The sequence below is a fragment of the Mycobacterium sp. NTMscope_MAC_12 genome (assembly GCF_976985675.1).
The window spans coordinates 145432-168653 of sequence record NZ_CDRJYY010000001.1; the positions used below are offsets into that span (position 1 = coordinate 145432).

The 23222-nt window shown below is 61.4% G+C and carries 14 protein-coding genes and 10 pseudogenes; 15 read left to right on the top strand and 9 right to left on the bottom strand.

Annotated elements, in window-relative coordinates; translation table 11 throughout:
* The first annotated feature begins 55 nt into the window (after positions 1-55).
* Positions 56-1396 (top strand): annotated as a pseudogene (locus AC0KS4_RS00645) (IS256 family transposase).
* Between the two features lie 352 nt (positions 1397-1748).
* On the opposite strand, the gene AC0KS4_RS00650 reads toward AC0KS4_RS00645, so the two are convergent.
* Positions 1749-2198 carry an SRPBCC family protein gene (locus AC0KS4_RS00650; protein ID WP_007172254.1) on the bottom strand — a complete coding sequence of 150 codons (450 nt, stop codon included), beginning with the start codon at positions 2196-2198 and terminating at the stop codon, positions 1749-1751.
* 315 nt (positions 2199-2513) lie between these two features.
* Here AC0KS4_RS00650 and AC0KS4_RS00655 point away from each other — a divergent pair, with 315 nt between their 5' ends.
* Complete coding sequence (locus AC0KS4_RS00655; RefSeq protein WP_033721584.1) at positions 2514-3215, top strand: TetR/AcrR family transcriptional regulator; 702 nt, start codon at positions 2514-2516, stop codon at positions 3213-3215.
* Positions 3216-3361: 146 nt separating this feature from the next.
* On the opposite strand, the gene AC0KS4_RS00660 is transcribed toward AC0KS4_RS00655, so the two are convergent.
* Together AC0KS4_RS00660 and AC0KS4_RS00665 are read right to left on the bottom strand one after the other, a co-directional pair.
* Positions 3362-3679: a hypothetical protein gene (locus AC0KS4_RS00660; protein WP_367870059.1), complete on the bottom strand. Its 318-nt coding sequence runs from the start codon at positions 3677-3679 to the stop codon at positions 3362-3364.
* An 82-nt stretch (positions 3680-3761) separates the two neighbouring features.
* A pseudogene (locus AC0KS4_RS00665) lies at positions 3762-4175 on the bottom strand (transposase); the annotation flags it as partial.
* 57 nt (positions 4176-4232) lie between these two features.
* Between AC0KS4_RS00665 and AC0KS4_RS00670 the strand changes: the two are divergent.
* Positions 4233-4505: pseudogene (locus AC0KS4_RS00670) on the top strand (transposase); the annotation flags it as partial.
* Here AC0KS4_RS00670 and AC0KS4_RS00675 read toward each other — a convergent pair.
* The 3 genes from AC0KS4_RS00675 to AC0KS4_RS00685 are packed head-to-tail and all read right to left on the bottom strand — an operon-like array spanning position 4498 to position 8286.
* A complete protein-coding gene (locus AC0KS4_RS00675) occupies positions 4498-4959 on the bottom strand; it encodes a DUF6262 family protein (protein ID WP_007172469.1) in 462 nt (153 codons plus the stop codon). The pseudogene AC0KS4_RS00670 and the gene AC0KS4_RS00675 overlap by 8 nt on opposite strands.
* Positions 4949-7234: a tyrosine-type recombinase/integrase gene (locus AC0KS4_RS00680; protein WP_225325992.1), complete on the bottom strand. Its 2286-nt coding sequence runs from the start codon at positions 7232-7234 to the stop codon at positions 4949-4951. The genes AC0KS4_RS00675 and AC0KS4_RS00680 overlap by 11 nt, the downstream gene beginning before the upstream one ends.
* Positions 7204-8286, bottom strand: coding sequence for a tyrosine-type recombinase/integrase (locus AC0KS4_RS00685; RefSeq protein ID WP_033717226.1), 1083 nt, complete (start codon positions 8284-8286; stop codon positions 7204-7206). The genes AC0KS4_RS00680 and AC0KS4_RS00685 overlap by 31 nt, the downstream gene beginning before the upstream one ends.
* Positions 8287-8418: 132 nt before the next feature.
* Here AC0KS4_RS00685 and AC0KS4_RS00690 point away from each other — a divergent pair.
* The 3 pseudogenes from AC0KS4_RS00690 to AC0KS4_RS00700 form a co-directional block, all read left to right on the top strand.
* Positions 8419-9038 (top strand): annotated as a pseudogene (locus tag AC0KS4_RS00690) (DDE-type integrase/transposase/recombinase); the annotation flags it as partial.
* Between the two features lie 223 nt (positions 9039-9261).
* Positions 9262-10137, top strand: a pseudogene (locus AC0KS4_RS00695) (IS110 family transposase); the annotation flags it as partial.
* Positions 10138-10347: 210 nt separating this feature from the next.
* A pseudogene (locus AC0KS4_RS00700) lies at positions 10348-10561 on the top strand (integrase core domain-containing protein); the annotation flags it as partial.
* A 42-nt stretch (positions 10562-10603) separates the two neighbouring features.
* On the opposite strand, the pseudogene AC0KS4_RS00705 reads toward AC0KS4_RS00700, so the two are convergent.
* Positions 10604-10917 (bottom strand): annotated as a pseudogene (locus tag AC0KS4_RS00705) (IS256 family transposase); the annotation flags it as partial.
* A gap of 190 nt (positions 10918-11107) precedes the next feature.
* Between AC0KS4_RS00705 and AC0KS4_RS00710 the strand changes: the two are divergent.
* The 9 genes and pseudogenes from AC0KS4_RS00710 to AC0KS4_RS00750 form a co-directional block, all read left to right on the top strand.
* Positions 11108-11469, top strand: a pseudogene (locus AC0KS4_RS00710) (metal-dependent hydrolase); the annotation flags it as partial.
* A 506-nt stretch (positions 11470-11975) separates the two neighbouring features.
* Entirely contained in the window at positions 11976-12689 is a 714-nt protein-coding gene (locus tag AC0KS4_RS00715) for an MlaE family ABC transporter permease (protein WP_085981747.1), read from the top strand.
* 110 nt (positions 12690-12799) lie between these two features.
* A complete protein-coding gene (locus AC0KS4_RS00720; protein WP_371869965.1) occupies positions 12800-13561 on the top strand; it encodes an ABC transporter permease in 762 nt (253 codons plus the stop codon).
* A gap of 6 nt (positions 13562-13567) precedes the next feature.
* Complete coding sequence (locus AC0KS4_RS00725; protein WP_007172259.1) at positions 13568-14785, top strand: MCE family protein; 1218 nt, start codon at positions 13568-13570, stop codon at positions 14783-14785.
* On the top strand, positions 14782-15825 hold the full coding sequence (locus tag AC0KS4_RS00730; RefSeq protein ID WP_007172260.1) for an MCE family protein: 1044 nt from the start codon (positions 14782-14784) through the stop codon (positions 15823-15825). The genes AC0KS4_RS00725 and AC0KS4_RS00730 overlap by 4 nt, the downstream gene beginning before the upstream one ends.
* Positions 15822-17387: a virulence factor Mce family protein gene (locus AC0KS4_RS00735; protein WP_007172261.1), complete on the top strand. Its 1566-nt coding sequence runs from the start codon at positions 15822-15824 to the stop codon at positions 17385-17387. Before AC0KS4_RS00730 ends, AC0KS4_RS00735 begins: the two co-directional genes overlap by 4 nt.
* Complete coding sequence (locus AC0KS4_RS00740; protein WP_007172262.1) at positions 17384-18898, top strand: virulence factor Mce family protein; 1515 nt, start codon at positions 17384-17386, stop codon at positions 18896-18898. Before AC0KS4_RS00735 ends, AC0KS4_RS00740 begins: the two co-directional genes overlap by 4 nt.
* A 2-nt stretch (positions 18899-18900) precedes the next feature.
* On the top strand, positions 18901-20028 hold the full coding sequence (locus AC0KS4_RS00745) for a virulence factor Mce family protein (protein WP_033721559.1): 1128 nt from the start codon (positions 18901-18903) through the stop codon (positions 20026-20028).
* 5 nt (positions 20029-20033) lie between these two features.
* On the top strand, positions 20034-21578 hold the full coding sequence (locus AC0KS4_RS00750) for an MCE family protein (RefSeq protein ID WP_007172264.1): 1545 nt from the start codon (positions 20034-20036) through the stop codon (positions 21576-21578).
* On the opposite strand, the pseudogene AC0KS4_RS00755 reads toward AC0KS4_RS00750, so the two are convergent.
* Together AC0KS4_RS00755 and AC0KS4_RS00760 are read right to left on the bottom strand one after the other, a co-directional pair.
* A pseudogene (locus AC0KS4_RS00755) lies at positions 21578-21727 on the bottom strand (IS3 family transposase); the annotation flags it as partial. The gene AC0KS4_RS00750 and the pseudogene AC0KS4_RS00755 overlap by 1 nt on opposite strands.
* 65 nt (positions 21728-21792) lie before the next feature.
* Positions 21793-23011: pseudogene (locus AC0KS4_RS00760) on the bottom strand (ISL3 family transposase).
* Between the last annotated feature and the right edge of the window lie 211 nt (positions 23012-23222).

A 23222-nucleotide genomic window follows, 5' to 3' on the forward strand; every position in this document is an offset into this window, starting at 1 on the left:
GGGCATAGGTTCTGCTTCGAGACCTACCAAGTCATCGAAGAAAGGACCTATGCCCGTGCCTGCACGAGTATCGCCGACTGATCGTGTTCGCGCCAAGATCGACGAGCTGTTCGCATCCGATCGTGAGCTGCCCGAGATTCTGGAGGAGGTGGCCCGGCTCGGCGCACAGTTGCTGATGCAGGCCGCGCTGGAGGCCGAGGTGACCGAGTTCCTCGGCCGTGACCGCTACCAACGCGCCGCGGCCGCGCCGGATGCGCAGCCCCGGGGCGCGCAATGGTTATCGGCCAGCGACGGTCAAGACCACCGTCGGCCCAGTCACCCTGGAGCGGCCCAAGCTGCGCGGCACGACCGCCGCGTTCGTCTCACGCCTGTTCGGCAAGCACGTCACCAAAACCAATGCGCTGGAATCGCTGGTGATCGCCTCGTTCGTGCGCGGACTGTCGGTGCGTGATGTCGAGGCCACCCTTGCCGATGCGCTCGGTGATCAGGCCGCGATCTCGAAATCGACTGTCTCGCAGGTATGCCAAGCGATAAAAACCGAGTACAACACCTGGGCGCGGCGCCCCTGGGCGATGTCGTGCTCGATTAGCTGTTCCTGGATGCCTCCTTCTTCCGGATGCATCCCGGCTCGCCGGCCGAGCCGATCCTGGCCGCGTGGGGCGTCACCACCGCCGGCAAGCCCGTCTTTGTTGGCCTGGCCCCCGGCGTGGTGGAGTCGACCGAGGCCTGGGCCGATTTCCTGACCGATCTCACCGACCGTGGGCTAGCGTGCCCGCTGCTGGTCATCTCCGACGGTGCCCGCGGCCTGATCGCCGCGATCGAGCAGGTCTTCCCGACCGCGCTGCGGCAACGCTGCCTGATCCAGCGGTTACGCAACGTGCTGGCCAAGATCCCGGCCGGGATGCAGGCCGAGATCCGCGACGGCTACTGGGCCTGCTTCGACACTGAGGACCTCAAAACCGAGCCCGGTCCGCGGCTGGTCGAACTGGTCGACGCCCGGCTGACCGCGTTCGCTACCCGCTACACGACCACCTACCCGGCAGCGATGAAGATCATGCTGACCGAGCGCGAGGGCCTGACCGCCTATCTGCGGTTCCCGCCCGAACATCATCACCGCATCCGCCACTCGAACTTCATCGAACGCACCTTCGGAGAAACCCGCCGCCGCGCAAAGGTTATCGGCCGCTTCCCTGGCGAGACCAGTTGTAACAGCATCGCCTGGGCCGTGCTCGACCGCGCATCCCGCGGCTGGCGCGGACTCACCATGACCCCCGCCGGGCTGCGCCAGCTCCAAGACCTGCGCCGCAGCCTGCTGCAACCACCCCGGCAACTGTGGCCCCAGCACACCCCGGACTTCGCTAGCAGCACCACCGAAACCGTCAGCGCCACCGCGTAGCATCACTCACCGAAGCCAGAACCTCCGCAGGCCGATTTACACCGGATTCCGGACGCCACCCAAACGAACTAGTGCCCTGAGTCATTAATTTTGGTGCAGTAGTTGCCGACGATGCTGATCAAGATTTGGTCGACGGTCTTGGTCCAGACGTATGGGGGCCCTCGTTCCGGGTTTCGACTACTGCGGTGATCGCCGCCCACTGCGAGGGGTACTGCGGATGCACCTCAGCGACCATGCGCACTGCACGCTCACGAAGCTCGTCGGGATACTTGCTCGGGCGTGCCATAACTCGAATCCTCCCAAGATCGGGAGTCTCCGGAAACGCCGGGACGGCTCAGTGTGTGGGAGCTGTTCAGCAGGTGCGTAGACATTGCCGACGCAGTGCTCGTTCAGTGTGTCGGATACCTGAACCAAGCAACGGCTCGATAGCGCGCTGGAGGACTTTGCCCGCGAGCCCACCGGGGAACTTGTAGTCGGCAGTTATGTCAACGCGGGTCACTGCTGATCCCATCGGCGTCGTGGCAACGGCTGCCAAGGCAACTATGCCGTTGTTGGTCACCAAGGCCTCTGTGATGCGCCGGCACGGCTCCCACTCGGTGATGCGACTCGTTCCGGTCATCGCGATTGGGCCGATCTTGCCGGTTCCTCGAAATTCGGCGCCGACCCCGTCTGATAGTTCGCCGATTGGCGTAATGGTGCGCAACCCAAAGACCCACTCCGGCATCCGGCGGTAGTCGACAGCGTAGTCGAAAACCGCCTCAGCCGGCAATTCTAGAGTGCCAGACGCGAACACCATCGTCATGCGCCACCAGCCCAGGCCAAAGACTCCGCCGTGGCATCGCCTACAGAATGATCCCTGCAGTCAGTGCGCATGGGTTGATGGTGGCATCACCGTCACAACCCGTCAATAGAATTGGATTTCGAATCTCCCTCGTGGTGGGTCGGCCGGCCGCTACGATGAATCGCGTTCATGATGGTGAAGACGGATCGTCACGCGCGGCGCGACGTTCAGGCGCTTCCAGGCGGGCACCGAGAGGCTCAACGCGTGAGGAGTTGCCTGACGCACCGTTGGCTTGTGCAGTAGCTTTAGCTTTTAGATTAGAATTTCGGGGTGTCGATGAACCTGGGTGCCGTGGGGCGGCTGCTACCGGAGTTGACCGGAGATGCCCGAGCCGATCGTTGGCGCGAGCATCGAGCTGCTGTGCGGGCGGAGCTGATAGAAGCGACGCTTCGCGCGATCGACGAGTATGGGCCTGACCTGTCCATCGACGATGTCGTAAAGACCGCGGGGATCCCCAGGCCCAAGCTGTATCGATTCTTCGCGGATAAGGACGCCTTATTCGCCGCGGTCGGCCAGCGGGTGCAGGAGATGATCATCGAGCAAGTCGTGCCGCAGTTTGATGCCGCCACCACGGCGCTGGAGCTGGTCAGCTCCGCGGTGGCCGCTTACGTCGGGCTCGTGGATAAGCGGCCTAATCTTTTTCGTTTCCTGGTGAATTCCCACTTCAGGGACGGGCGTTCGCCCGCGGATTTGATCGAGGGCGGCAGGCCGCTCTCGGACGCCACGGTGGATGTTTGGTCAGCCGCTATCGAGGCGCGTGGTGGCGAGGGCGCCAACTTTGAATATGTTGTGGATGCTGCTCTGGGAGCGGTGGGACTTGGTGTGCTGCGCTGGCTGAATTCCCCGACCGTCAGCAAGGATGCCCTTGTCGAAGAGTTGACCGCTTTTTTGTGGGGCGCCTTTTCGGCAATTGCGGAAGTGCGTGGGGTGCACCTCACTCCTGACACGAAGCTAGAGTCATCGGCCGAGGCAAATTAAGCGGTCGCTTTCCCAGTTCGGGCGGCTGGCGGCGCCGACATGCTGAACCTGCCCTGAACCGTAGAGGCATACACTACGAGGAGTGGATGTGCCGGAGACACGGATCGGGAGTGGAGATATCGTCAAGACCTGTGGATCGGTGAGTTTCAGGCGACCTGCGATCCGACGGTTTGAGGCTCAGCTGCCGACGGTTCGGGTGTGATGTCGATAGGCCGTTCGAGCGGCTTGCCCTTGTGGAAGACGGCGCTGGCACGGACGAGGGCGACCAAGTGTGGTGCGTTGACCGCGCGCCAGCGGGCCTGGGCGGCCTCGATTAGCTTGTAGGCCATCGCCAGCCAGGCCGCGCGGGAGCCCGGCCCTTTGGTGACTTTGGTCCTCAAACGTACTGTCGCAAAGGTACTTTCGATCGGATTTGTGGTGCGAAGGTGGATCCAATGCTCGGCGGGATACCGGTAGAACTCCAAAAACACCTCGGCGTCGTCGACGATCTTGGGCGACCGCTTTGGGGTATTTGGCGCCGTAGTCGATCTCGAACGCTTTGATCGCGAGCTGGGCTTTGTCGATATCCTCGGCGTTGTAGATCTCCTTCATCGCCGCGACTGCACCCTGGGTGCACCGATTTCGGCAGTGCGGCAAGAATATTGGCCTGCTTATGCCACCAGCAGCGCTACTCTCGAATATCCGGGAACACCTCCCGCACGCCTTGCAGAAGCCCAGGGCGCCGTCGCCGACCGCGAGCACCGCTGCGGTCATGGCGCGGCGGCGGCAATCGCGCAGCAAATCAGCCCAGAACTCAGTCGATCCCCGGAAGCCGTCAGCCAGCCCGACGAGCTCCATGCGGCCATCAGCACGGACCCTCGGCACGGGCGCGGGGCTCTCGGTTCCCAACCAGCGCGCCAACGCGATGACCGATGCCCACGTTTCCATGACAACTGTTTTGGACCGTGAAAGAGTTGGCATGCGCGTTCAACCGCCCCGGCATGTCTGGAGACTCCATTTCTTGGAAAGGATGGAGTCATGTCAGGTGGTTTGTCGAGGAGGTACCAGCCAGAGCTGCGGGAGCGGGCGGTGCGGATGGACGCGGAGATCAGCGATCAGCACGATTCGGAGTGGGCAGCGACCAGTGAGATCGCCGGGCTACTTGGTGTTGGCACGGCCGAGGCGGTGCGCAAGTGGGTGCGCCAGGCTCAGATCGATGCGGCGCACGCGGGGATCACGACCGAAGAGTCCTCCGAGCTAAAACGACTGCGGCGAGAGAACGCCGAATTCGGAAGGACCAACGTTATCTTGGGCGGGCTCGACTGTTTGGGGGCGTGATCTGGGTGTTTGTGTCGTGGACGGTGTCCGTGATGTGGGTGTCGGCGATGCGGTTGGCGCGGAGCTGTCCGTGCAGGAGTGCGATCTGGTTTCGTAGTTGACGGTTTTCGTTGTCGAGTTCGCGGATGCGTTCGTGTGCGAGGGTGAGGCGTTGGCGCAGGGAGGCGTCGGAGCCGCGCTCGACTGGGGCAGGTGGTGCCGGCTCGGGCGTCTCCGATATGGCGGTCAGTCGGCGGAGTTGGTCGCGCAGTGCGGGCTGGGCATACAGCCATGAGCGGGAGACGCCGGCGAGGGCGGCGATCTGTGTGATAGTGCGCCGCTGGCCGGTTTCGCCGAGTTCCTGCAGGGCTTGCCGGGCGCGTTGGAGGGTGTCGGCGCGGCGGCGTTGGGCAGCGGCGAGGAGGTAGTGGCTGTTGTCATGGCGCATCGGATGGTTCCTTTCCGCAGCATGTTTCGCTGCCCGCTGCAGCGCACCGGCAGTCGCGTTGGTCGGTTTCGAGGGTGGCGATGATGGTAAGCAGGTTGGTTTCGACGGTGTGGTTCATCTCGGCCAGGCGGGTGTGGCCGTCGGTTTGAGCACGCGAGATCAACGTGCGGGTGTCATCGAGCTGCTTGCGGTGTTGGGGTAGGAATTCGGCGGTCGTGATGAACAGCGGACAAGTCAAACATGCGTTGGCGTGCGGGCACGATTTCTGTAGTGGCAGACCACAATAGCCGTTGGGCAGCGCTATTTTCGCGCGTGCAAGGTTCTGCTTCATCCACTCGCCATCGGCGAGGGGCCCGTCGACGGTGATGTCGACCGGCTCACCGTGGATGTTGATCTTCTGGGCGCGTTCCCACTGCTCTCGTATGGTGGTGTCGGCCAATCGGGCATACACGGCGGTCATGGTGTGGCTGGTGTGGTCGAGCAGGCGTCGGACCACTTCCTGCGGCACCTCATGGTTGATCCATCGTGTGGCCGCCGTGTGCCGGAACTGATGAGCGGTGATATGCGCTGGCTGACCGAGTTCATCTGTGACACCACATGTTTCGAGCCACTGCCCGAGCTGGAGGTGGAACGTCACGGTGGGAATGGGCAGCCGTCCGTCGGGGTTGGCGCTGCTGCGCGGCAGCAACACGGCGGTGGTTGGAAACCGCTGCCGGGTGCGCTCCTGCTGCGTCTGGATCATGGCGGTGAGTTCGTCGTCGATGGGCACCACCGCGTCGCGGCGCATCTTATGGTTGCGGTAGCGCAAATAGACCGCGCCCTGCGGGTCGCGAACCAGACAGTCCAGCGCCAGCCGGGTGGCGTCGCCAATGCGCAGGCCGGTGCGGATGAGGACCTCCACCAGCAGCCGGATCCGCGGGTCGCTGATCCGGTCGAGGTTGGCCGGGCTTTCCAACTGGCCCATGACGAACTCGGGAATCGCCCGCGGTGCCGGTGTCTCGTCACGGCGGGGCTGGTCGCTGGGATACAGCTGCGCCTCGGCCGGCAGCGATGCCCACCGGTGCTGGCGAACGGCATTCAGAAACCCGGTCACACAGCCGATCTCGGCGCTGCGGGTCTTCGGTTGTGGGATCTCAACGGCCAGTCGAGCCAGGTAGGCCTCCAGCGCTGCCCGCTCGAGCGCACCCGGGCCCGACGAGCTCGCTAGTCCGGGCATGAACTGCGACAAACGAACGAGCGCGAGGCGATCACTGCGTAGCTGCCCCAGCCCGACTCCGCACGACATGCGCCACCGGCACCATCGTTTGGCCAGCTCTCGAAGCCAGACTGGGTGCACCGCAGTGAAATCCAGTTTGGCCCCGTCATGGCCGGAAACACCGAGCCGCCGTAGCCGCCACACGTCACGCTGGTATTCGCTGTCCCAGCCGGTCCCGTCGCGCAAATCGAGCACGCACTCGATCGCGTAACCGAGGAACGCGCGCGGGGTGTTGACCGACGCCGCGGCCGGCAGCCCGGCCAGCCAGTCGGCCAGCGGACGATCCAGCAGCGACTCGGCCCCGGTTGCCGACAAGTGGTCCAGCAGCGGCTTGATCGATCGCGGTGTGGTGCGGGTTCGGTTCAGGTCGACGCGGCATTGCAGCGCGTAGCCGATCTCCAGCCGCAACTGCGGCCGCAGCGGCCGCAAGTCGAAGCGATCCTCGCCGTAGCTGGCGCAGTAGGCGATGAACTCCGCCGCCGACGGGCGACCACGCAGCCGCCACCGCCGGTGGTGGGAATGACACCACCCGGCGTCCAGTTCGGCCCACAACATGCACCCCGGGATGGCGCACACCGCTGCCGGCGTGCCGGCCACGTCCGGCTTCCACCGATCCACCACTGGGCGTCCGGCCTTGTCCCAGGCGTGGGAATGCGTGTAGCACAACCGATACCGATGCTGCCCGAAGCCGCAACCGGGCACCAGGCACGATTGCAGCGGCCGGTACCCCATCACCTCTGGATCAGCGGTCGCCGCCCACGCCCGTCGGTCATCCGGGCGACCCGCCTTTCTCCACCGGCCCAGATGGGCCGGGCAGAGCCCGGCGTAGCGACTCGAACGCACACACCCGGGCACCGCGCATGCCGGCGACCCGAGAATCGGATCCGCGACGGCGGGCACCAGCACCTCGACCCGGAACTCCGCACGCACCGCTGCGCCCAAACGCGCAACCCAGCCGGGCTCAATCGGCGGCGCCAGCACCTCGACGCTCACCACGACCCATCCCGGTCCGCCAGCCACCCCGCGGCCACCAACGCGCGGCGGGTGTCCTCGACCTTCAGATGCGCGTACGCGTCACTGGTCGTCGCGATCGACGCGTGCCCCAACAGATGGGCCACCACCTCGACCGGCACCTGGCGGCGCAACAACTCTGTCGCATACGAGTGGCGAAAAGTATGCGGCCCGAACATGATTCCGGTCCGCTCCCGCAATCGGCAGACCAAATCGTAGACGCTGGCATACGTCAACGGATACCCAATAGGACCGGACCACAAGTTGACGAATACGTAATCGCTGTCCAGCTCGCCGTACTCGCCATGCAGATAATCCGCATACAGCCGGATCACCGCGCCCGGCACCGGCACCTGGCGACCCCCGCCCTTGGCTCGGGCACGATTCGTATTCACCCTCGGCACCACCGTCACCAGCCGAGCAGCCGCATCGATGTCGCTGTGCCGCAACCCCAACGCCTCACCAACCCGCAGCCCGGATGCAGCCAGCAGAGAAAACAGGAACCGATCCCGCAGCCGATCACAGGCCGCCACGATCGCCGCGACCAGTTCCGTGTCCAGCGTGTCCGGGATGCGCCGCTGGGCCCGTAACCGGATCCGCCTGCTGCGCTCCGGTCGAGATCCCAGGTGCGCCAGCAGTGGTCGCCACGATCCACCATGTCCCTTATGCCGCTGCCAGGTCGTCAACAGATCACCCAGGTCCACTCCGTGGCGCTGATGGAATTCATAAAACGCCGAGATTGCCGATAGCTTGCGGTTCACCGTGGCCTCCGAGCACATGCTCTCCGCCGTCGGCAGCGCTGACACATTGCCCACTCGCCCCGCCGCGGGTAGTCGCAGCCACGCCACGAACCGGCCCACCTCCTCCAGTCGCACCCGCGACCACACCAGGCCGCCCCGATCGAGGAACTCGAACCAATCCCGCAGATCATGGGCATAGGCCTTGACCGTGTTCGGTGAGCGCTCGATCGCGTGCAGATGCGACAAGAACGCCTCGACCGGCTCCACCACCACCGCATCCTGATCCACCAGCGTCCACGATTCGCGGTCGCCGAACGGCATCACCACCGACTGCACCCGCAGCCCAGGACTCGTCACAGACACCGAAGATAACTGGTCCACAACGCATTTCCCGGCATCTCCGAACGCGTGTCGTCTACATGGTGAACAGCTTCCTCACGGCCTCAGATAACCAATGCGATTTTCAAGACGGCGTCGGCTTTCTCCGCGGCCGAGCTCGACCTGCCAACACACTAATCACCCAGTTCATCGCCGATCATCACGGTCACCGCGATGGCCCTGATGGTTTGCGGTGGGGTGTCGAGTCGATCTGCACACAGCTGACCGAGCTGGGTATGCCGATCGCCCCATCGACCTATTACGACCACATCAACCGCGAGCCCAGCCGCCGCGAACGCCGTGACGACGAACTCAAAGAACAGATCAGCCGGCTCTACGCCGCCAACTACGGCGTGTACGGTGCCCACAAGGTGTGGCTGGCGCTCAACCGCGAGGGCACTCCAGTGGCCAGATGCACCGTCGAGCAGGGTTTGCCTACGTCGCTTTCGCCACCGACGCCTACGCGCGGCGGGATGCTGGGCTGGCGGGTCGCTTCCACGATGGCCACCTCGATGGTCCTCGATGCGATCGAGCAAGCCATCTAGAACCGTCAACAAGAAGGTGTACTGATCTCAAAGACGTTGTCCACCAGACGGATCGGGGATCGCAGTCAATACACCTCGATCAGGTTCAGCGAACGGCACGCAGAAGCGGGCATCCAGTCCTCGGTCCGAGCGGTCGGCAGCTCCTATGACTGTGAGAATGTTGGCGGCTGTCTGGTCGCCTGACTCGTGTTATGACTGACCCAGCGGTATGGGTGTCCTGGCTGTTGATCTGTCGTCCAACGGGCGGTCGTTCCACCTCGTGCTGACCGAGCGGGCAGTGACCTCATAGAAGCCTGACCACACCAGGTCCCATCGCAGTCCCGTCACCCGACCGGCCAGCCTCAACAACCCGCTGAAGGTCGCAATGACAAGCATGGCAACCACACCTCGCCGCGGTCGAGTCGTGATCGGTGTTGATACCCACAAGTTCGTTCATGTCGCCGCCGCGTTCGACGACTTCGGCGCGGTGCTTGACACCGGAACGTTCCAAGCCGACCGCGCCGGCTATGCCGAGCTGATCGAATGGGCTAGCCACCCGGGCCACATCCTGACCTTCGCCATCGAAGGCACCGGCTCCTACGGAGCCGGCCTGACCGCAGCCGTGCGTCGCAGCGACATCGGTGTCGTGGAGGTAATGCGCACCGACCGGCGCGACCGGCGGCTGCGCGGCAAGTCCGACTTCCTGGACGCCGAAAACGCCGCCCGTGCCGTGCTTGGTAGCCATGCCACCGCCACCCCGAAGACCGCCGATGACACCGTGGATATGATCCGACAGATCAAAATCGCCAAAAATATTGCGGTCAAAGCCCGTTCGGCAGCGATGATCTCGCTGAAGACGGTCATCGTTAACGCCCCAGACGAGCTGCGTGAACAACTGCAGCCCTTGTCCAAGATGGCCCTAATCCGCCGCTACGCCGGCCTGAGGCCAGCTGGCATCAGCACGGTCGAAGCCGCAACCAAGCACACCCTGCGCTCGATCGCCCGCCGCTGGCAGCATCTCAACGAGGAGATCACTGAACACGAGAAACTACTCGCCCAATTGGTCACCGAGATCGCGCCAGAGTTGACCGCAGCATTCGGCATCGGCGCCGACACCGCCGCCGAGATGCTCATCGTCGCCGGCGACAACCCCGACCGGATCCGTATTGAAGCCGCGTGGACCAAGCTGTGCGGCGTGTGCCCGATCCCAGCCTCCACCGGCAAAACCGTTCGCCACCTGCTCAACTGGGATGGCCACCGCCAGGCTAATGCGGCGATCTACCGCACCGTCATCGTGGGCATGCAACACCATCAACCCACCCAGGCGTACCTCGCAAGACGCACCGCCGAAGGCAAGTCCAAGGCCGAAATCATCCGGTGCTTAAAACGCTTCCTTGCCCGTGAGATATGGGCCTCGTGCATCCACTGCGCACCACTCCACAAGCCGAAAAACCAGCCGCTTGACGGATATAGGAGCATCAATGCACTAGCCGAGACGGTCAACGGCCTGTACAAGACCGAGCTGATCAAGCCCGGCAAGCCCTGGCGCTCCATCAAGGACGTCGAGCTGGCCACCGCACGGCGGATCGACTGGTTCAACCACCGTCGCCTCTACGAATACTGCGGCGATATCCCCACCAGTTGAACTCGAAGCCGCCTATTGCACTCCACGCCAGAGACCAGCCGCTGGCTGAAATCTCACATCAGAAAGTCTCCGGACTCACCGGGGCGATTCAGGTGGCGGACAGATCCCTGCCGCCGAACGCGGCGACTTCGTCTTGCCACTGGGCGGTCAGCCGGGTAATCGTGGCTGCCGACAACCCGGCCCCCGACCCAGGAACTGCTCCAGGGCTCCGGCCTGAAATCCCCGCTGGACGCCCATGCAGGTACAGCAACGGCAACACCTCGGCCATCTGCGGCGACTTACGCGCTTACGCCGGCACGATCGTCGACGAGAACCGCTGCCGCTCAACGGTATCGGGATCAATACGTTTGTCATTGACCCGCGGGGCCTGCACCTTGACCGCCCCCCCGCGGTCAGCACGTCGCGGGGCTAGCGTTGCGCACCCTGTCGCTTCGCAGTACTGTAACGCCCGACACCCTGTACTGTCAGTATCCGAAACTAGAAGTTCGGGGAAAAGGTAACCTTCGTGGTCGACGGGGGCACAGGCTAGATATATAGGGGGTCGTGACCACTATGAGTGCACCGAGTGGGGTCTCGGTATCCGAGGACTCGGCGGATATGTTTCTCGGTGGGGGGAGGGCAGCAACTATTATCGTGGATGACGACATCATCTTCAGCCACTTTCTGGCGAACTTGTCGGGGTCGTTCCCGCCGGGGGAGGAGTTGTTCATTCGGTCGGTGCGCCGGTTTGCCGATGAGGTCACCGATCCTGGGTTGAAGAAGCGGGTGGCCGGGTTTATCGGTCAGGAATCGGTGCATGGCCAGCAGCATCGGGCGCTCAATGACAAGCTCGTTGACATGGGGTATCCGATTGCGTGGTGGGATTCCGAAAAGTTTGTTGATTGGGTGAAACGCATCGAGGAGGTGCTGCCGGCCCGGATTCCGCTGGCGGTGACAGCAGCCGCAGAACACTTCACCGTGGGTTCGCGACCTATGGATGACCCGGTGATCACGGCCAGAGTCATTCTCGTCGAAGACGTCCGGGATCAGACCTTTTCCAGCGTTGGGAGCTGGCGGCGTGTTTTCGCAGATGCCATTTCAATTCGGCAAAAGGCCGTGCTGAGAGGCCGTTCCAATGGTTTGAGTTCATCGTCCAAGTTGCGGTTTTTGATGCAGATGTCGACCCTGCCAACCATCGCAGCTTCTTCGTCCCTGGCGGCGCTAAGCATCTTCACGCTCAACGTGTTGTTGTGCAACGTCGGCACAACGGACATCTCTGGCGCGAGCGATGGGTTGAGCGCTACCACCCAGTATGGTCTGCTGGTCACGGTTTCGGCGGTCGCGCTGTACGTTGATCGGCTGCTGCAGCGCGACGCACGTGGTGCTGTTGTCGAGGGGCATCGGTGACGGCATCCAACGGTTTGTCGGTATACCTTCGTGAACAACTGCGGAAACCGCTAGGGCAGGTGGCCAGCTTCACTCAGATGTGTGTGCTAACCGGCAAGGCGCTTGCACGTCCGTTCCAATGGCGCGAATTCATCCTACAGGGTTGGTTTCTACTCGGTGTGTCGTTCCTGCCAACCGTTATGGTCGCAATTCCGCTCACCGTGCTAATCATCTTTACGCTGAATATCTTATTGGCCGAATTTGGGGCCGCCGACGTCTCCGGCGCTGGGGCTGCGCTCGGCGCCGTCACTCAACTGGGCCCCCTTGTGACGGTGCTCGTGGTCGCTGGCGCAGGTTCTACTGCGATTTGTGCGGATTTGGGCGCTAGGACTATTCGCGAGGAGATCGATGCGATGGAGGTGTTGGGCATCGACCCGATTCATCGACTGGTAGTTCCCAGGGTGGTTGCATCGACCATTGTAGCCCTGCTGCTCAATGGCGCGGTGATCAGTATCGGGCTGGTCGGCGGGTTCTTGTTCGGTGTGTATATCCAGAATGTTTCGGCCGGCGCATACGTTTCGACCCTAACCTTGATTACTGGATTGCCCGAGGTGCTGATCTCGATTGTGAAGGCCACCTTATTCGGGCTTATTGCCGGGCTGGTGGGTTGCTACCGCGGGTTGACAGCCGGCGGGGGAGCCAAAGGGGTGGGCACAGCAGTCAACGAAACGTTGGTTCTTGCGGTGGTCGCATTATTTGCGGTCAACGTGGTGCTGACTACCATTGGTGTGCGGTTCGGAACGGGGCGTTGAGATTGGCTTCCCCGACGGTCGTGCAATCACGTTTCCCACGCGCTTGGAAGCTAGGCGCCGGATGGGTCGGCGCTCCTGGCCGTGCGCTCGACGCCTCTGGTGATGTCGCGCTGTTCGTCGGCGAAGTGCTCCGTTATCTCGGGTTTACCCTAAAGAATTACCGAAAGGAAGTCTTGCGCCTGATCGCCGAGATCGGCATGGGCACTGGCGCAATGGCCGCCGTCGGCGGCACGGTGGCGATCATCGGCTTTGTGACGCTATCGGCCGGTTCGCTGATTGCGATTCAAGGGTTCGCCTCGCTAGGCAATATCGGCGTTGAGGCGTTCACCGGTTTCTTCGCCGCGCTAGCGAATGTGCGTGTGGTGGCGCCAATCGTAACTGGCACTGCTTTAGCCGCGACCGTCGGGGCCGGTGCTACAGCGCAATTGGGCGCCATGCGGATCAGCGAGGAGATTGATGCGCTTGAGGTGATGGGAATCAAATCAGTTTCGTATTTGGTATCTACCCGAGTTATTGGCGCCTTCATCGTCACTATCCCACTATATTCGGTCGCGGTCCTCCTCTCGTTCTTTTCCGCCCAGCTGGTGACAACTTTGTTCTATGCGCAATCAATCGGAACGTATGACCATTACTTCAACACTTTCCTGAGGGTTAACGACTTCTGGTACTCTCTTGCGGAGACGGTCGCCATTTCGGCAGTCGTGATGTTGAACCACTGCTACTACGGATACAACGCCAGCGGCGGTCCGGTTGGAGTCGGCGTGGCAGTCGGGAGATCGATGCGCGCATCGCTAATCGCCATCGTAATGGTCGTGCTAATGGCTTCGTTAGCGATTTACGGCGTCAACCCCAACTTCAATCTCACGGTGTAAATTATTATGGCAACCACAAGCAAGCGGCTACGGCGACTTATTTCGGTCCGAAAGTTAGCGGGGCTGGCTTTGTGGCTCATCACCGCGGTCGTGCTGATCGTCGTCTGGGTCCAGTTCCGGGGTGGCTTCACACCCAAGATAACCTTAACAGCATTGGCTAGCCGGTCGGGTTTGGTCTTGGATCGGGGGGCGAAAGTCACTTACAACGGGGTGGAGATCGGCCGGGTGGGCAGCATCAGCGAGGTGGAGCGTGACGGAAAGCCGGCGGCCAAGCTGCTGCTGGAAATTGCGCCAAAATACGCCGGGCTGATCGCGCTAAACGTAAATGCCGAAATTACAGCCACCACGGTGTTTGGCAACAAGTACGTGTCGTTGAGTTCGCCCAAACAACCTGTGGCCCGGAAGGTTACACCGGCTGACATAATTGTGGTGAGGTCGGAAACAACGGAGTTTAACACGTTGTTCGAGACGGTCATGCAGATTTCAGAGAAGGTGGATCCGGTCAAGGTGAACTTAACGCTTTCGGCGGTGGCTGCAGCGTTAAATGGGCAAGGCGATAAATTCGGGGCTTCGATCATCAATGGAAACACCATACTCGATGACATCAACCCGCAGATGCCTCAAATCCGCCATGATATTCAACGGTTGGCGGATTTAGCCGATATCTACGGGGATGCCTCGCCGGATCTTTGGAGCGCCCTCGATAACGCAGTCACCACGGCGCGTACCTTCAACCAGCAAAAGAAGGATCTGGACGCCGCACTCTTGGCCGCGGTGGGGGTTGGAAACACCGGTGCCGACATCATTGACCAGAGCAGATCGGACCTGCAGCATGCGGTCAGCGACCTGGTGCCGGTGACTCAACTGCTTGACACCTACAGTCCGGAGCTTTACTGCCTTTTTCACCATGGCGCTAATGTGCTACCGAAAGTGACGGATGGGGAGAGCGGCAACGGTTACTCGGTAAGGTTAACAGGCACGATCTTGGGAGGAACAAATGCGTACGTCTATCCTGACAACTTGCCGCGAGTGAATGCTCACGGCGGACCGGGCGGGAAACCGGGATGCTGGAAGACCATTACCCGCGATCTGTGGCCTGCTCCGTACTTGGTAACGGATAGCGGTTCCAGCATCGCGCCATACACCCACTTTGGAATCCCGCAACCGCAGGCCAATGAATACGTGTGGGGCCGCCAGTGGGGGGAGAACACGATCAACCCATGAAAAAAATCACCGCTACGGCAGTGAAGTTTAGTACTGCCGTATTAACTTTAATTGCCGTGACGGTCATCATTGTCGTGGTGTTCGCCCAGTTGCGCTTTAACAAGACCTCCAGCTACACGGCCGAATTCAGTACTGCGAGCGGCTTGCGCGCCGGCCAGTTTGTCCGTGCCTCCGGGGTGGAGATCGGCAAAGTAAGCAGCGTACGGATCACGGAGGGCGGTCATCGGGTGCGTGTGGACTTCGAAGTAGACCGTTCGGTGCCGCTTTATCAGTCGACGACCGCGTCCATTCGCTATGCCGACCTACTTGGGCAGCGCTACGTAGAACTTAAGCGCGGCGACGGTGAAGGGATGGATCGGGTGTTGCCGCCGGGTGGGTTTATCCCGCTGTCACGTACGGAGCCAGCCCTGGATTTAGATGCACTGATCGGTGGTTTCAAGCCGGTGTTTCGCGCGCTCGATCCCGACAAAGTCAATACGATTGCGACCGCGATCGTCACTGTGTTTCAGGGCCAAGGTGGCACGATCAACGATATCTTGGACCAGACGGCGCAACTAACCGCGCAGATCGCTGGACGTGACCAGGCAATCGGTGAAGTCATCTCAAACCTTAACGTCGTGCTAGAGACCACGGTCAAGCATCGCAAGGAATTCGACCAAACGATCGACAACGTCGATAAGTTGATCACCGGGTTGAGCAATCAAGCCGATCCGCTCGCGGCCAATGTCGCGCACATCGGTAATGTGGCCGGCACGCTGGCGGATCTGTTGTCAGACAATCGGCCACTGCTGCAGAAGGCCGTTGGCTATGTGCAGAATACCCTCCAACCGCTAATTGACCGGCTCGACTACGTCGACGGGGTGTTACGGGACGCCCCACAATCTGCGAAGCGTGTCGCGGGTATCGGGGGGCTTTATGGCGACTTCTTCAATTTCTACGCGTGCGACGTCACGCTGAAGGTTGATGGCCTGCAGCCTGGCGGGCCCGTCCGTACCGTGAAGCTTTGGAGTCAGCCGACGGGGAGGTGCACTCCGAAGTGAGAACCCTTCAAGCAATCAATCCGTATCGGATGGGGGCGATGGGAATCATCGTTGCAGCGGTGGTGACCGGAGTAGGGCAAAGCTTCACCAGCATTCCGATGTTGTTTGCCCAGGCAACCTATTACGGAGAGTTCAAAGACACAGGCGGGCTGAACAAGGGCGATAAAGTTCGCATCGCTGGGGTAAATGTCGGCGAAGTGCAGGGATTTACGATCAATGGCAACCATGTAGTCATGAAGTTTTCCATCGGCTCCAATACAATCGGATCTAAAAGCCGTCTTGCGATCCGTACCGATACCATCCTGGGGAAGAAAGTGCTCGAGATCGATCCCCAAGGCTCCCGCGTGCTCCAACCAAATGCGACACTCCCGCTTGGGCAAACCACCAGCCCGTACCAGATCTACGACGCGTTCTTCGACGTCACGAAGGCGGCTACCGGCTGGGACATCAATACAGTCAAACGCTCCCTGAATGTGCTGTCGCAGACAGTTGAGCAGACTTACCCGCATCTGAGTGCAGCACTGGATGGTGTGGCCAAGTTCTCTGACACGCTAGGGAAACGCGACGAGCAAATCCAACGGCTGCTTGCTGACGCTAGGAAGGTGGCAAGCATACTCGGTGATCGCAGCAAGCAAATCGATCGGATTTTGGTTAACACGCAGATCGTTCTGGCGGCGTTCAACGAGCGCAAGAGTGCCATCGACGGCTTGCTGGGCAATATCGCCGCCGTTTCCGCCCAGTTGAAGGGTTTGATCGATGACAACCCGAATCTGCATAACGTTGTCGAGCAATTGAGGACGATTAGCGATCTGCTACTCAAACACAAAAAAGATCTCGTCGAGTGGGCGCCTAACGTAAGCTATTATGCGTCGGCTTTGGCGGAGTCGGTAGCGTCGGGTCCCTACTTTAAGGTGGCTCTGCTGAATCTTGCACCTTTTTGGATGACTCAGCCTTGGGTCGACGCGGCGTTCAAGAAACGTGGGATCGACCCTGAACAATTCTGGCGCAGCGCTGGTTTGCCCGCCTACCAGTTCCCCGATCCTAACGGCACCCGGTTTCCCAATGGCGCGCCACCGCCAGCTCCGCCGGTAAGGGAGGGCACCCCGGACCATCCAGGACCGGCGGTTCCGCCAGGCGCGTCGTGCGCTTACACCCCCGCAGAGGACGGTTTGCCGCGGCCATGGAACCCGCTTCCCTGCATGGGTTTGGGCGCCGGCCCTTTCGGTGGCCCGTCGACGATCGCGCCGTTTGACGTCCAAACGTCACCTCCCGACCCTAATGGGCTGCCACCAACACCCGGTATCCCGATTGCCGGACGACCTGACGAGCCCCCGCCGAATGTGCCAGGCACTCCGGTGCGGCTTCCCGTAAAAGCTCCACCAGGCGCGCGTACCGAGAACCTGGCGCCGGCCGGCCCGACATCACCGCCGTCGACCTTCGCGCCAGGACTCCCCCCGGGACCACCATTCCCGCCGGGCCCGGGCCCGCAGCTGCCGGGCCCATTCATCACCCCGGGCGGAACAGGAGGCAGCGGCGCTGCGACGGGAGGCAGCCAGAATTGAGTACTGTTTTCGATATACGCAAAATTCAACTCCCGAAGTTTTCGCGAACTGCAATCATCGTTGGGTCCTTGGTGATACTGCTGGCGTCTATTACGACGCTGGCTGCTCGGGATTTCTACGAAAAAATGACCAATAACACGGTGGTTGCGTATTTCCCGGAGGCAAACGCGCTTTATGTCGGGGACAAGGTCCAGATAATGGGTGTGCGAGTGGGCGCGATCGACAAGGTCGAGCCGTCGGGTGACAAGATGAAGGTGACTTTCCACTACGAGAAAAAATACAAAGTGCCCGCTGACGCCTCTGCGGTGATCCTCAATCCCGCGCTGGTCGCCTCGCGCGTCATTCAGCTGGAACCGCCCTATGAAGGCGGCCCATCGCTAGGAAATCATGCGGTGATCCCCATCGAACGAACACAGGTGCCGGTGGAATGGGATCAGTTGCGCAATGGTATCACGGACATTATCTCGAAGCTGGGACCTACGCCCGAGCAGCCCAAGGGGCCTTTCGGCGAAGTCATCGAATCTTTCGCGGACGGCTTGGCCGGCAAAGGCAAAGAGATCAACAGTACTTTGACCGGGCTTTCGCAAGCGTTGACCGCGCTAAATGACGGGCGTGCCGATTTCTTTGCCGTGCTGCGCAGCATGGCCTTATTCGTCAACGCGCTATATAAAGATGATCGGAATTTCGTCGCTTTGAATAAGGACCTCGCCGTATTTACCAGTTCACTTACCAGCTCAGATCCCGGGCTTGCGAAGGCACTGCAACAGGTAGACGATATGCTTCCCGCATTGCGAAAGCTTCTAGCGGACAATCGTGATGGGCTAACCCACGACATCAACACCCTCGCCGATGTGACCACCGCGCTGGTTCAACCCGAGCCGCTGAATGCGCTTGAAACGGCGCTGCATGTCTTCCCCCATTTTGCCGCCAACGCCCTCGCAATCTATGAGCCGGCGCACGGCGCGCTGACAGGTGCAATAGCCCTGCCAAACTTTGCCAACCCATTGCAGTTCATCTGCAGCGCGATGCAGGCCGGCAGCCGTATGGGATACCAAGAGTCTGCCGAACTGTGCGCACAATACTTGACGCCGGTTTTGGATGCGATCAAGTTCAATGGACCCCCGGCTGGCATCAACCTGTACCAAACTCCTGCTGTACTGCCCAAACATATCGCATATTCCGAGCCTCGGTTACAGCCTCCGCCGGGGTTCAAGGACACCACGGTCCCCGGGATTTGGGCGCCGGACTCGCCGTTGTCACATGGTAACCACGAGCCCGGCTGGGTCGTAGCGCCCGGTGAGCAAGGCCTCACAGTGGGACCGGCTACCGAAAGCTTGCTGACACCGGACTCGCTCGCTGAGCTGATGGGAGGCCCGGACACGACACCGCCGCCATCAAGGTTTCAGACGCCGCCGGGGCCGCCCAACGCCTATTCCAATATGGGTCCACCGCCGCCGGGCCCGCCACCCGCCGCTGACGCAGCATCAGTCGCGACAGGATCCGGCCAGTGAGCATGCGGGCGGGAATGTCACGGTTCGTGGCGCTATTTGCGGCCGCTACAGTACTTACCTCGTGTGCTAGCTGGCGAGGTATCGCTAATGTGCCACTGCCTGGTGGCCCGGGAAGCGAATCCGGCTCTTATACGATTTATGTGCAGATGCCGGAAACGCTGGCTTTGAATGCCAATAGTCGGGTACGCGTCGCCGACGTTTTTGTCGGCAGGGTACGCGCAATCGGCCTGAAAAACTGGATCGCGACGTTGACCTTGGATCTAGAAAAGGGCGTCAAGCTACCGAAGAACGCCACCGCGAAGATCGGGCAGACCAGCCTGCTCGGCTCACAGCATGTGGAGCTGGCGTCGCCAGCCAACCCATCACCGCAACTATTGAAGAACGGCGACATCATCCCGCTGCAGAATGCGTCCGCCTATCCCACCACCGAGCGGGTCCTGGCCAGTTTTGCCGCGGTGCTGCGCGGTGGCGGCATCCCTAACGTCGAAGTGATCGCAAGTGAAGTCCGTAACATGCTGACTGGGCGGGCCGATCAGATACATGATTTCCTCAAGAAGCTCGACACCTTCACCGCCCGACTAAACGAGCAACGTGATGACATCACTCGCGCTATCGACTCCACAGACCGGCTGTTGACTTATGTAGCCAAGCAATCAGACACCCTGGACCACGTTCTCACCGAGTTTCCCCCATTGGCAAAGCATTTCGCTGAACAACGACAGCCGTTCCTCGATGCGACCAATGCGTTGGGCCGGTTTAGCGACGTCCTCAATCAGACCTTGACGGCGGCGCGTCCCGACTTGGATAAAGACGTGCGCCAACTGCAGCGTCCCCTGAAACAACTCAGCCGGGCTTCGATGGATCTGGTCGAGACGCTAAAGATTGCCTTGACCCTCCCGTTCAGCGCCGACGCCATCCCGAAGGTGGTACACGGCGACTCAATGAATGTTTCGATAACCTTGGACCTCACCTTGAGTGCAATCGATAATGCGCTCCTCACCGGAACCGGGTTCTCCGGCGCACTGCGAGCGCTTGAGCAATCGTGGGGCCGCGATCCGAACACCATGCTTCCCGATGTCAGGTTCGCACCCAACCCCGCCGACGAACCCCCCGAGCGTGACGAGGAGTAGGCAGCATGTTGACTCGACGCCTTCGCCTTCAGCTAACCGTGTTCACTATCGTCACGATGCTCGCCATGAGCGTTCTTGGGTGGCATTATCTGAGGTTGCCGAGCGTCGTTGGGATGGGCCAGTACAGTTTGGAGGTGGATTTACCCACGTCGGGAGGGCTTTATCCCACTGCAAACGTCACCTACCGCGGAATCACCGTGGGAAAGGTAACTCGGGTAGAGCCGACCGAACAAGGAGTTCGGGCCACATTGCGTATCAGCGACCAGTACAAAATCCCAATTGACTCCTCGGCGAACGTGCATTCGGTGTCGGCGGTCGGCGAACAATACATAGACCTAGTATCCGCGCAGAATCCGGCCAAGTATTTCTCGCCCGGCCAGACCATCACTAACAGCACGGTGCCTAAACGAATTGGCCCGACCCTGGATACCGTTAACCATACATTGGACGTCCTGCCCAAAGACAAGATCGCCGGACTACTCGATGAGACAGCTCAAGCGGTCGGCGGCCTGGGCCCAGCCCTGCAGCGGCTAGTCGACTCGACCCAATCGATCGTTGGGGATTTCAAAACAAACCTTAGCGACGTCAACGATATCGTCCAAAACGCAGCACCGATCATCGACAGCCAGGCCAACTCGCGTGATCCCATCGAGCGGTGGGCGCACAACTTAAATACTCTCGACGCGCAGGCCGCGGAAAAGGACAAACAGCTCAAGAGCATCCTGGGCCAGGTTGCGCCGACCGCCGATCAGATTAAAGCCGTGCTCGGCGACGTTCGCGAAACTTTGCCGCAGACCCTAGCAAATGTTGCGATTGTGGCCGATCTGCTCAAGCGGTACAACAAGAATGTAGAGCAATTGCTGGTCATACTTCCGCAAATTCCCGCATTCGGTGAGACAGTGACCGCTGCTTACCCACATACGTTTTCTCTTTCGTTCCAAACGCCAATAAATATGACCCCTGCTTGCCTGACGGGGTTCTTGCCGGCATCGCAATGGCGATCCTTTGTGGACGAGACTCCCGGGCTTTTGACCACGCGATACTGCAAGATTCCGATGGAGGCACAAAACGCGGTCCGCGGCGCGCGTAATTATCCCTGTGTCGATGTTCCCGGCAAGCGCGCGGCCACGCCGCGCGAATGCCGCAGCAAAGAGCCGTATGTCCCGCTGGGGACCAATCCTTGGTACGGGGATCCGAACCAGATTCTAAGCTGCCCCGCACCTGCGGCGCGCTGTGATCAGCCGGTGAAACCCGGCTTGGTCATACCGGCTCCGTCGGTCGATACCGGCATCAATCCGCTTCCTTCCGACCGGGTGACGGGGACGCCTCCTCCACGAAGCGATCCACTGCAACGGCCAGGTTCTGGGAGCGTCCAGTGCAACGGTCAGCAGCCGAACCCGTGCATTTACATTCCTAGCGGTGCTGCAGCTATCTATAGTCCGCAAAGCGGCGAGTTCCTAGGGCCCGATGGCGTCAAATACACCATCGAAGATTCGGCCAAAATAGGAGACGACGGTTGGAAGGAGATGTTAGGACCTCAACCTCGGTGAAGCGGCCGCCCATCGGTGGTGACATCGAACTGGAAGTCGACCGCCCACACCCGGTTGGCCGCATCGGCGACCGTGGTCGGCGCGGTGGAACTGCCGCGGCGGTTGCGTCGTCACCGCTGCGGTACGCGCAGTCCTTCTTCACGCCAAAGCGGCTCTTCGTAATTCAGAGTGCGTTGACGAGTGAGTGCAGGGCTCCGCTGTGCAGCAGTGAGCGTCATCGGTAGTGGGTTAGGTTTCTGAATCCCAGCGCGTTGCGGCGCAGTGCTTCCAGTCGGCCGTTGATCGCTTCGGTGGGGCCGTTGAGGCGTGGTGGTCGAAGAAGGCCAGGATGTCGTTGCGGCGGCGCCATAGAGTGCGGCCGAGTTGGGCCAGTTCCTCGAGCTCGTCGGGGACGCCATGGCGCAGGGTGTTGATGATCGTGGTCATCATGGTTTTGCCGCGGCGGCGGTCGGGGTGGGCGTAGGCGGCGATCAGGCGTTGGTAGAAGCTCCAGCACAGTTGGACCGCGAGGTGGGCCTCATCGGTGAAAACGGCTTCCAGTCGGGCTTTTTGGTGCGCATTGAGCAGCGGATAGCGGGTGCGCAACGTGCCCCGCACAAGGTAAGCGGGTCACCCGTGCGGCCGCGGTGCCCGCATGTCTGTTGTTGGATGCGCTGGCGGCACAGGTCGAGCTTGGCGCCGGCCAGCGCGACGACATGGAAGGGGTCCATGACCGCGGTGGCCTCAGGCAGCTGATCTGTCGCCGCGGTCTTGTAGCCGCCGAACCCGTCCATCGCCACGACCTGCACCTGTTCGCGAAACGCTTAGCTCTGCTCAGACAGCCAGCTGCTCAAGGCGGCTGCCGAACGTCCGGGGACCAGGTCGAGCAGCCGCGCACGGCCGGTGCCATCGAGCACGGGAGTCAGGTCGATGATGACGGTGACGTAGCCCTCTGAGTCGGGTCGACGCACATGTGACCAGCGATGCTCATCAACCCCGATGACCCGCACGCCGTCGAGTCGGCCGGTGTCGTTGGCCACGATCAGCTGGGTGGCGTCCATGGCGATGGTGTTGACAGTGTCCCAGGACAGGCCGAGCTCGCGGGCGACCGCGGCGACGGTGGCGTGGTCGATCATCAGCCGGTGACAGATGTAGCGGGCGCATCTGCGGGTGGTCGACCATCCTGGCCGCGCTAGCGCAGAGGTGTTGTGGGCGAACACTTCCCGCTCACAGGCGGTGTCGACACAGCGGTAGCGCGGCACCCGCAGGCGAAGTGGATGCCCGACCACCGGCACATCAGTCACGTTGCGGATCACAGTGTCACGGTTGACGTCTCGACGGCAGCCCGGACAATGCCGCTGGCCATCATCGAGCAAGTTGCAAAACACCACCGTGGCCTCGCCGTCGACAGCAGCATCGGTGATCGTCACCCCAAGTTCGACCGTGCGCACGATCGTGTCGGCAACAACAGCAGCAGAACAAGACGTAGGCTCGGACACAGGACTCCCCAGAAGGCAGACGACAAAGGTGTAGGAACCTGCATCCTCTGCCCGCCGCCCGTATTAGCTCACCGACACGACCCAATCAACAAGTCGCCGCAGCGTTTACCTGCACTCCATTTCCGGAAGAGCCGGCAAACGGTTCGCTGACCCCCAGCCGGCACCG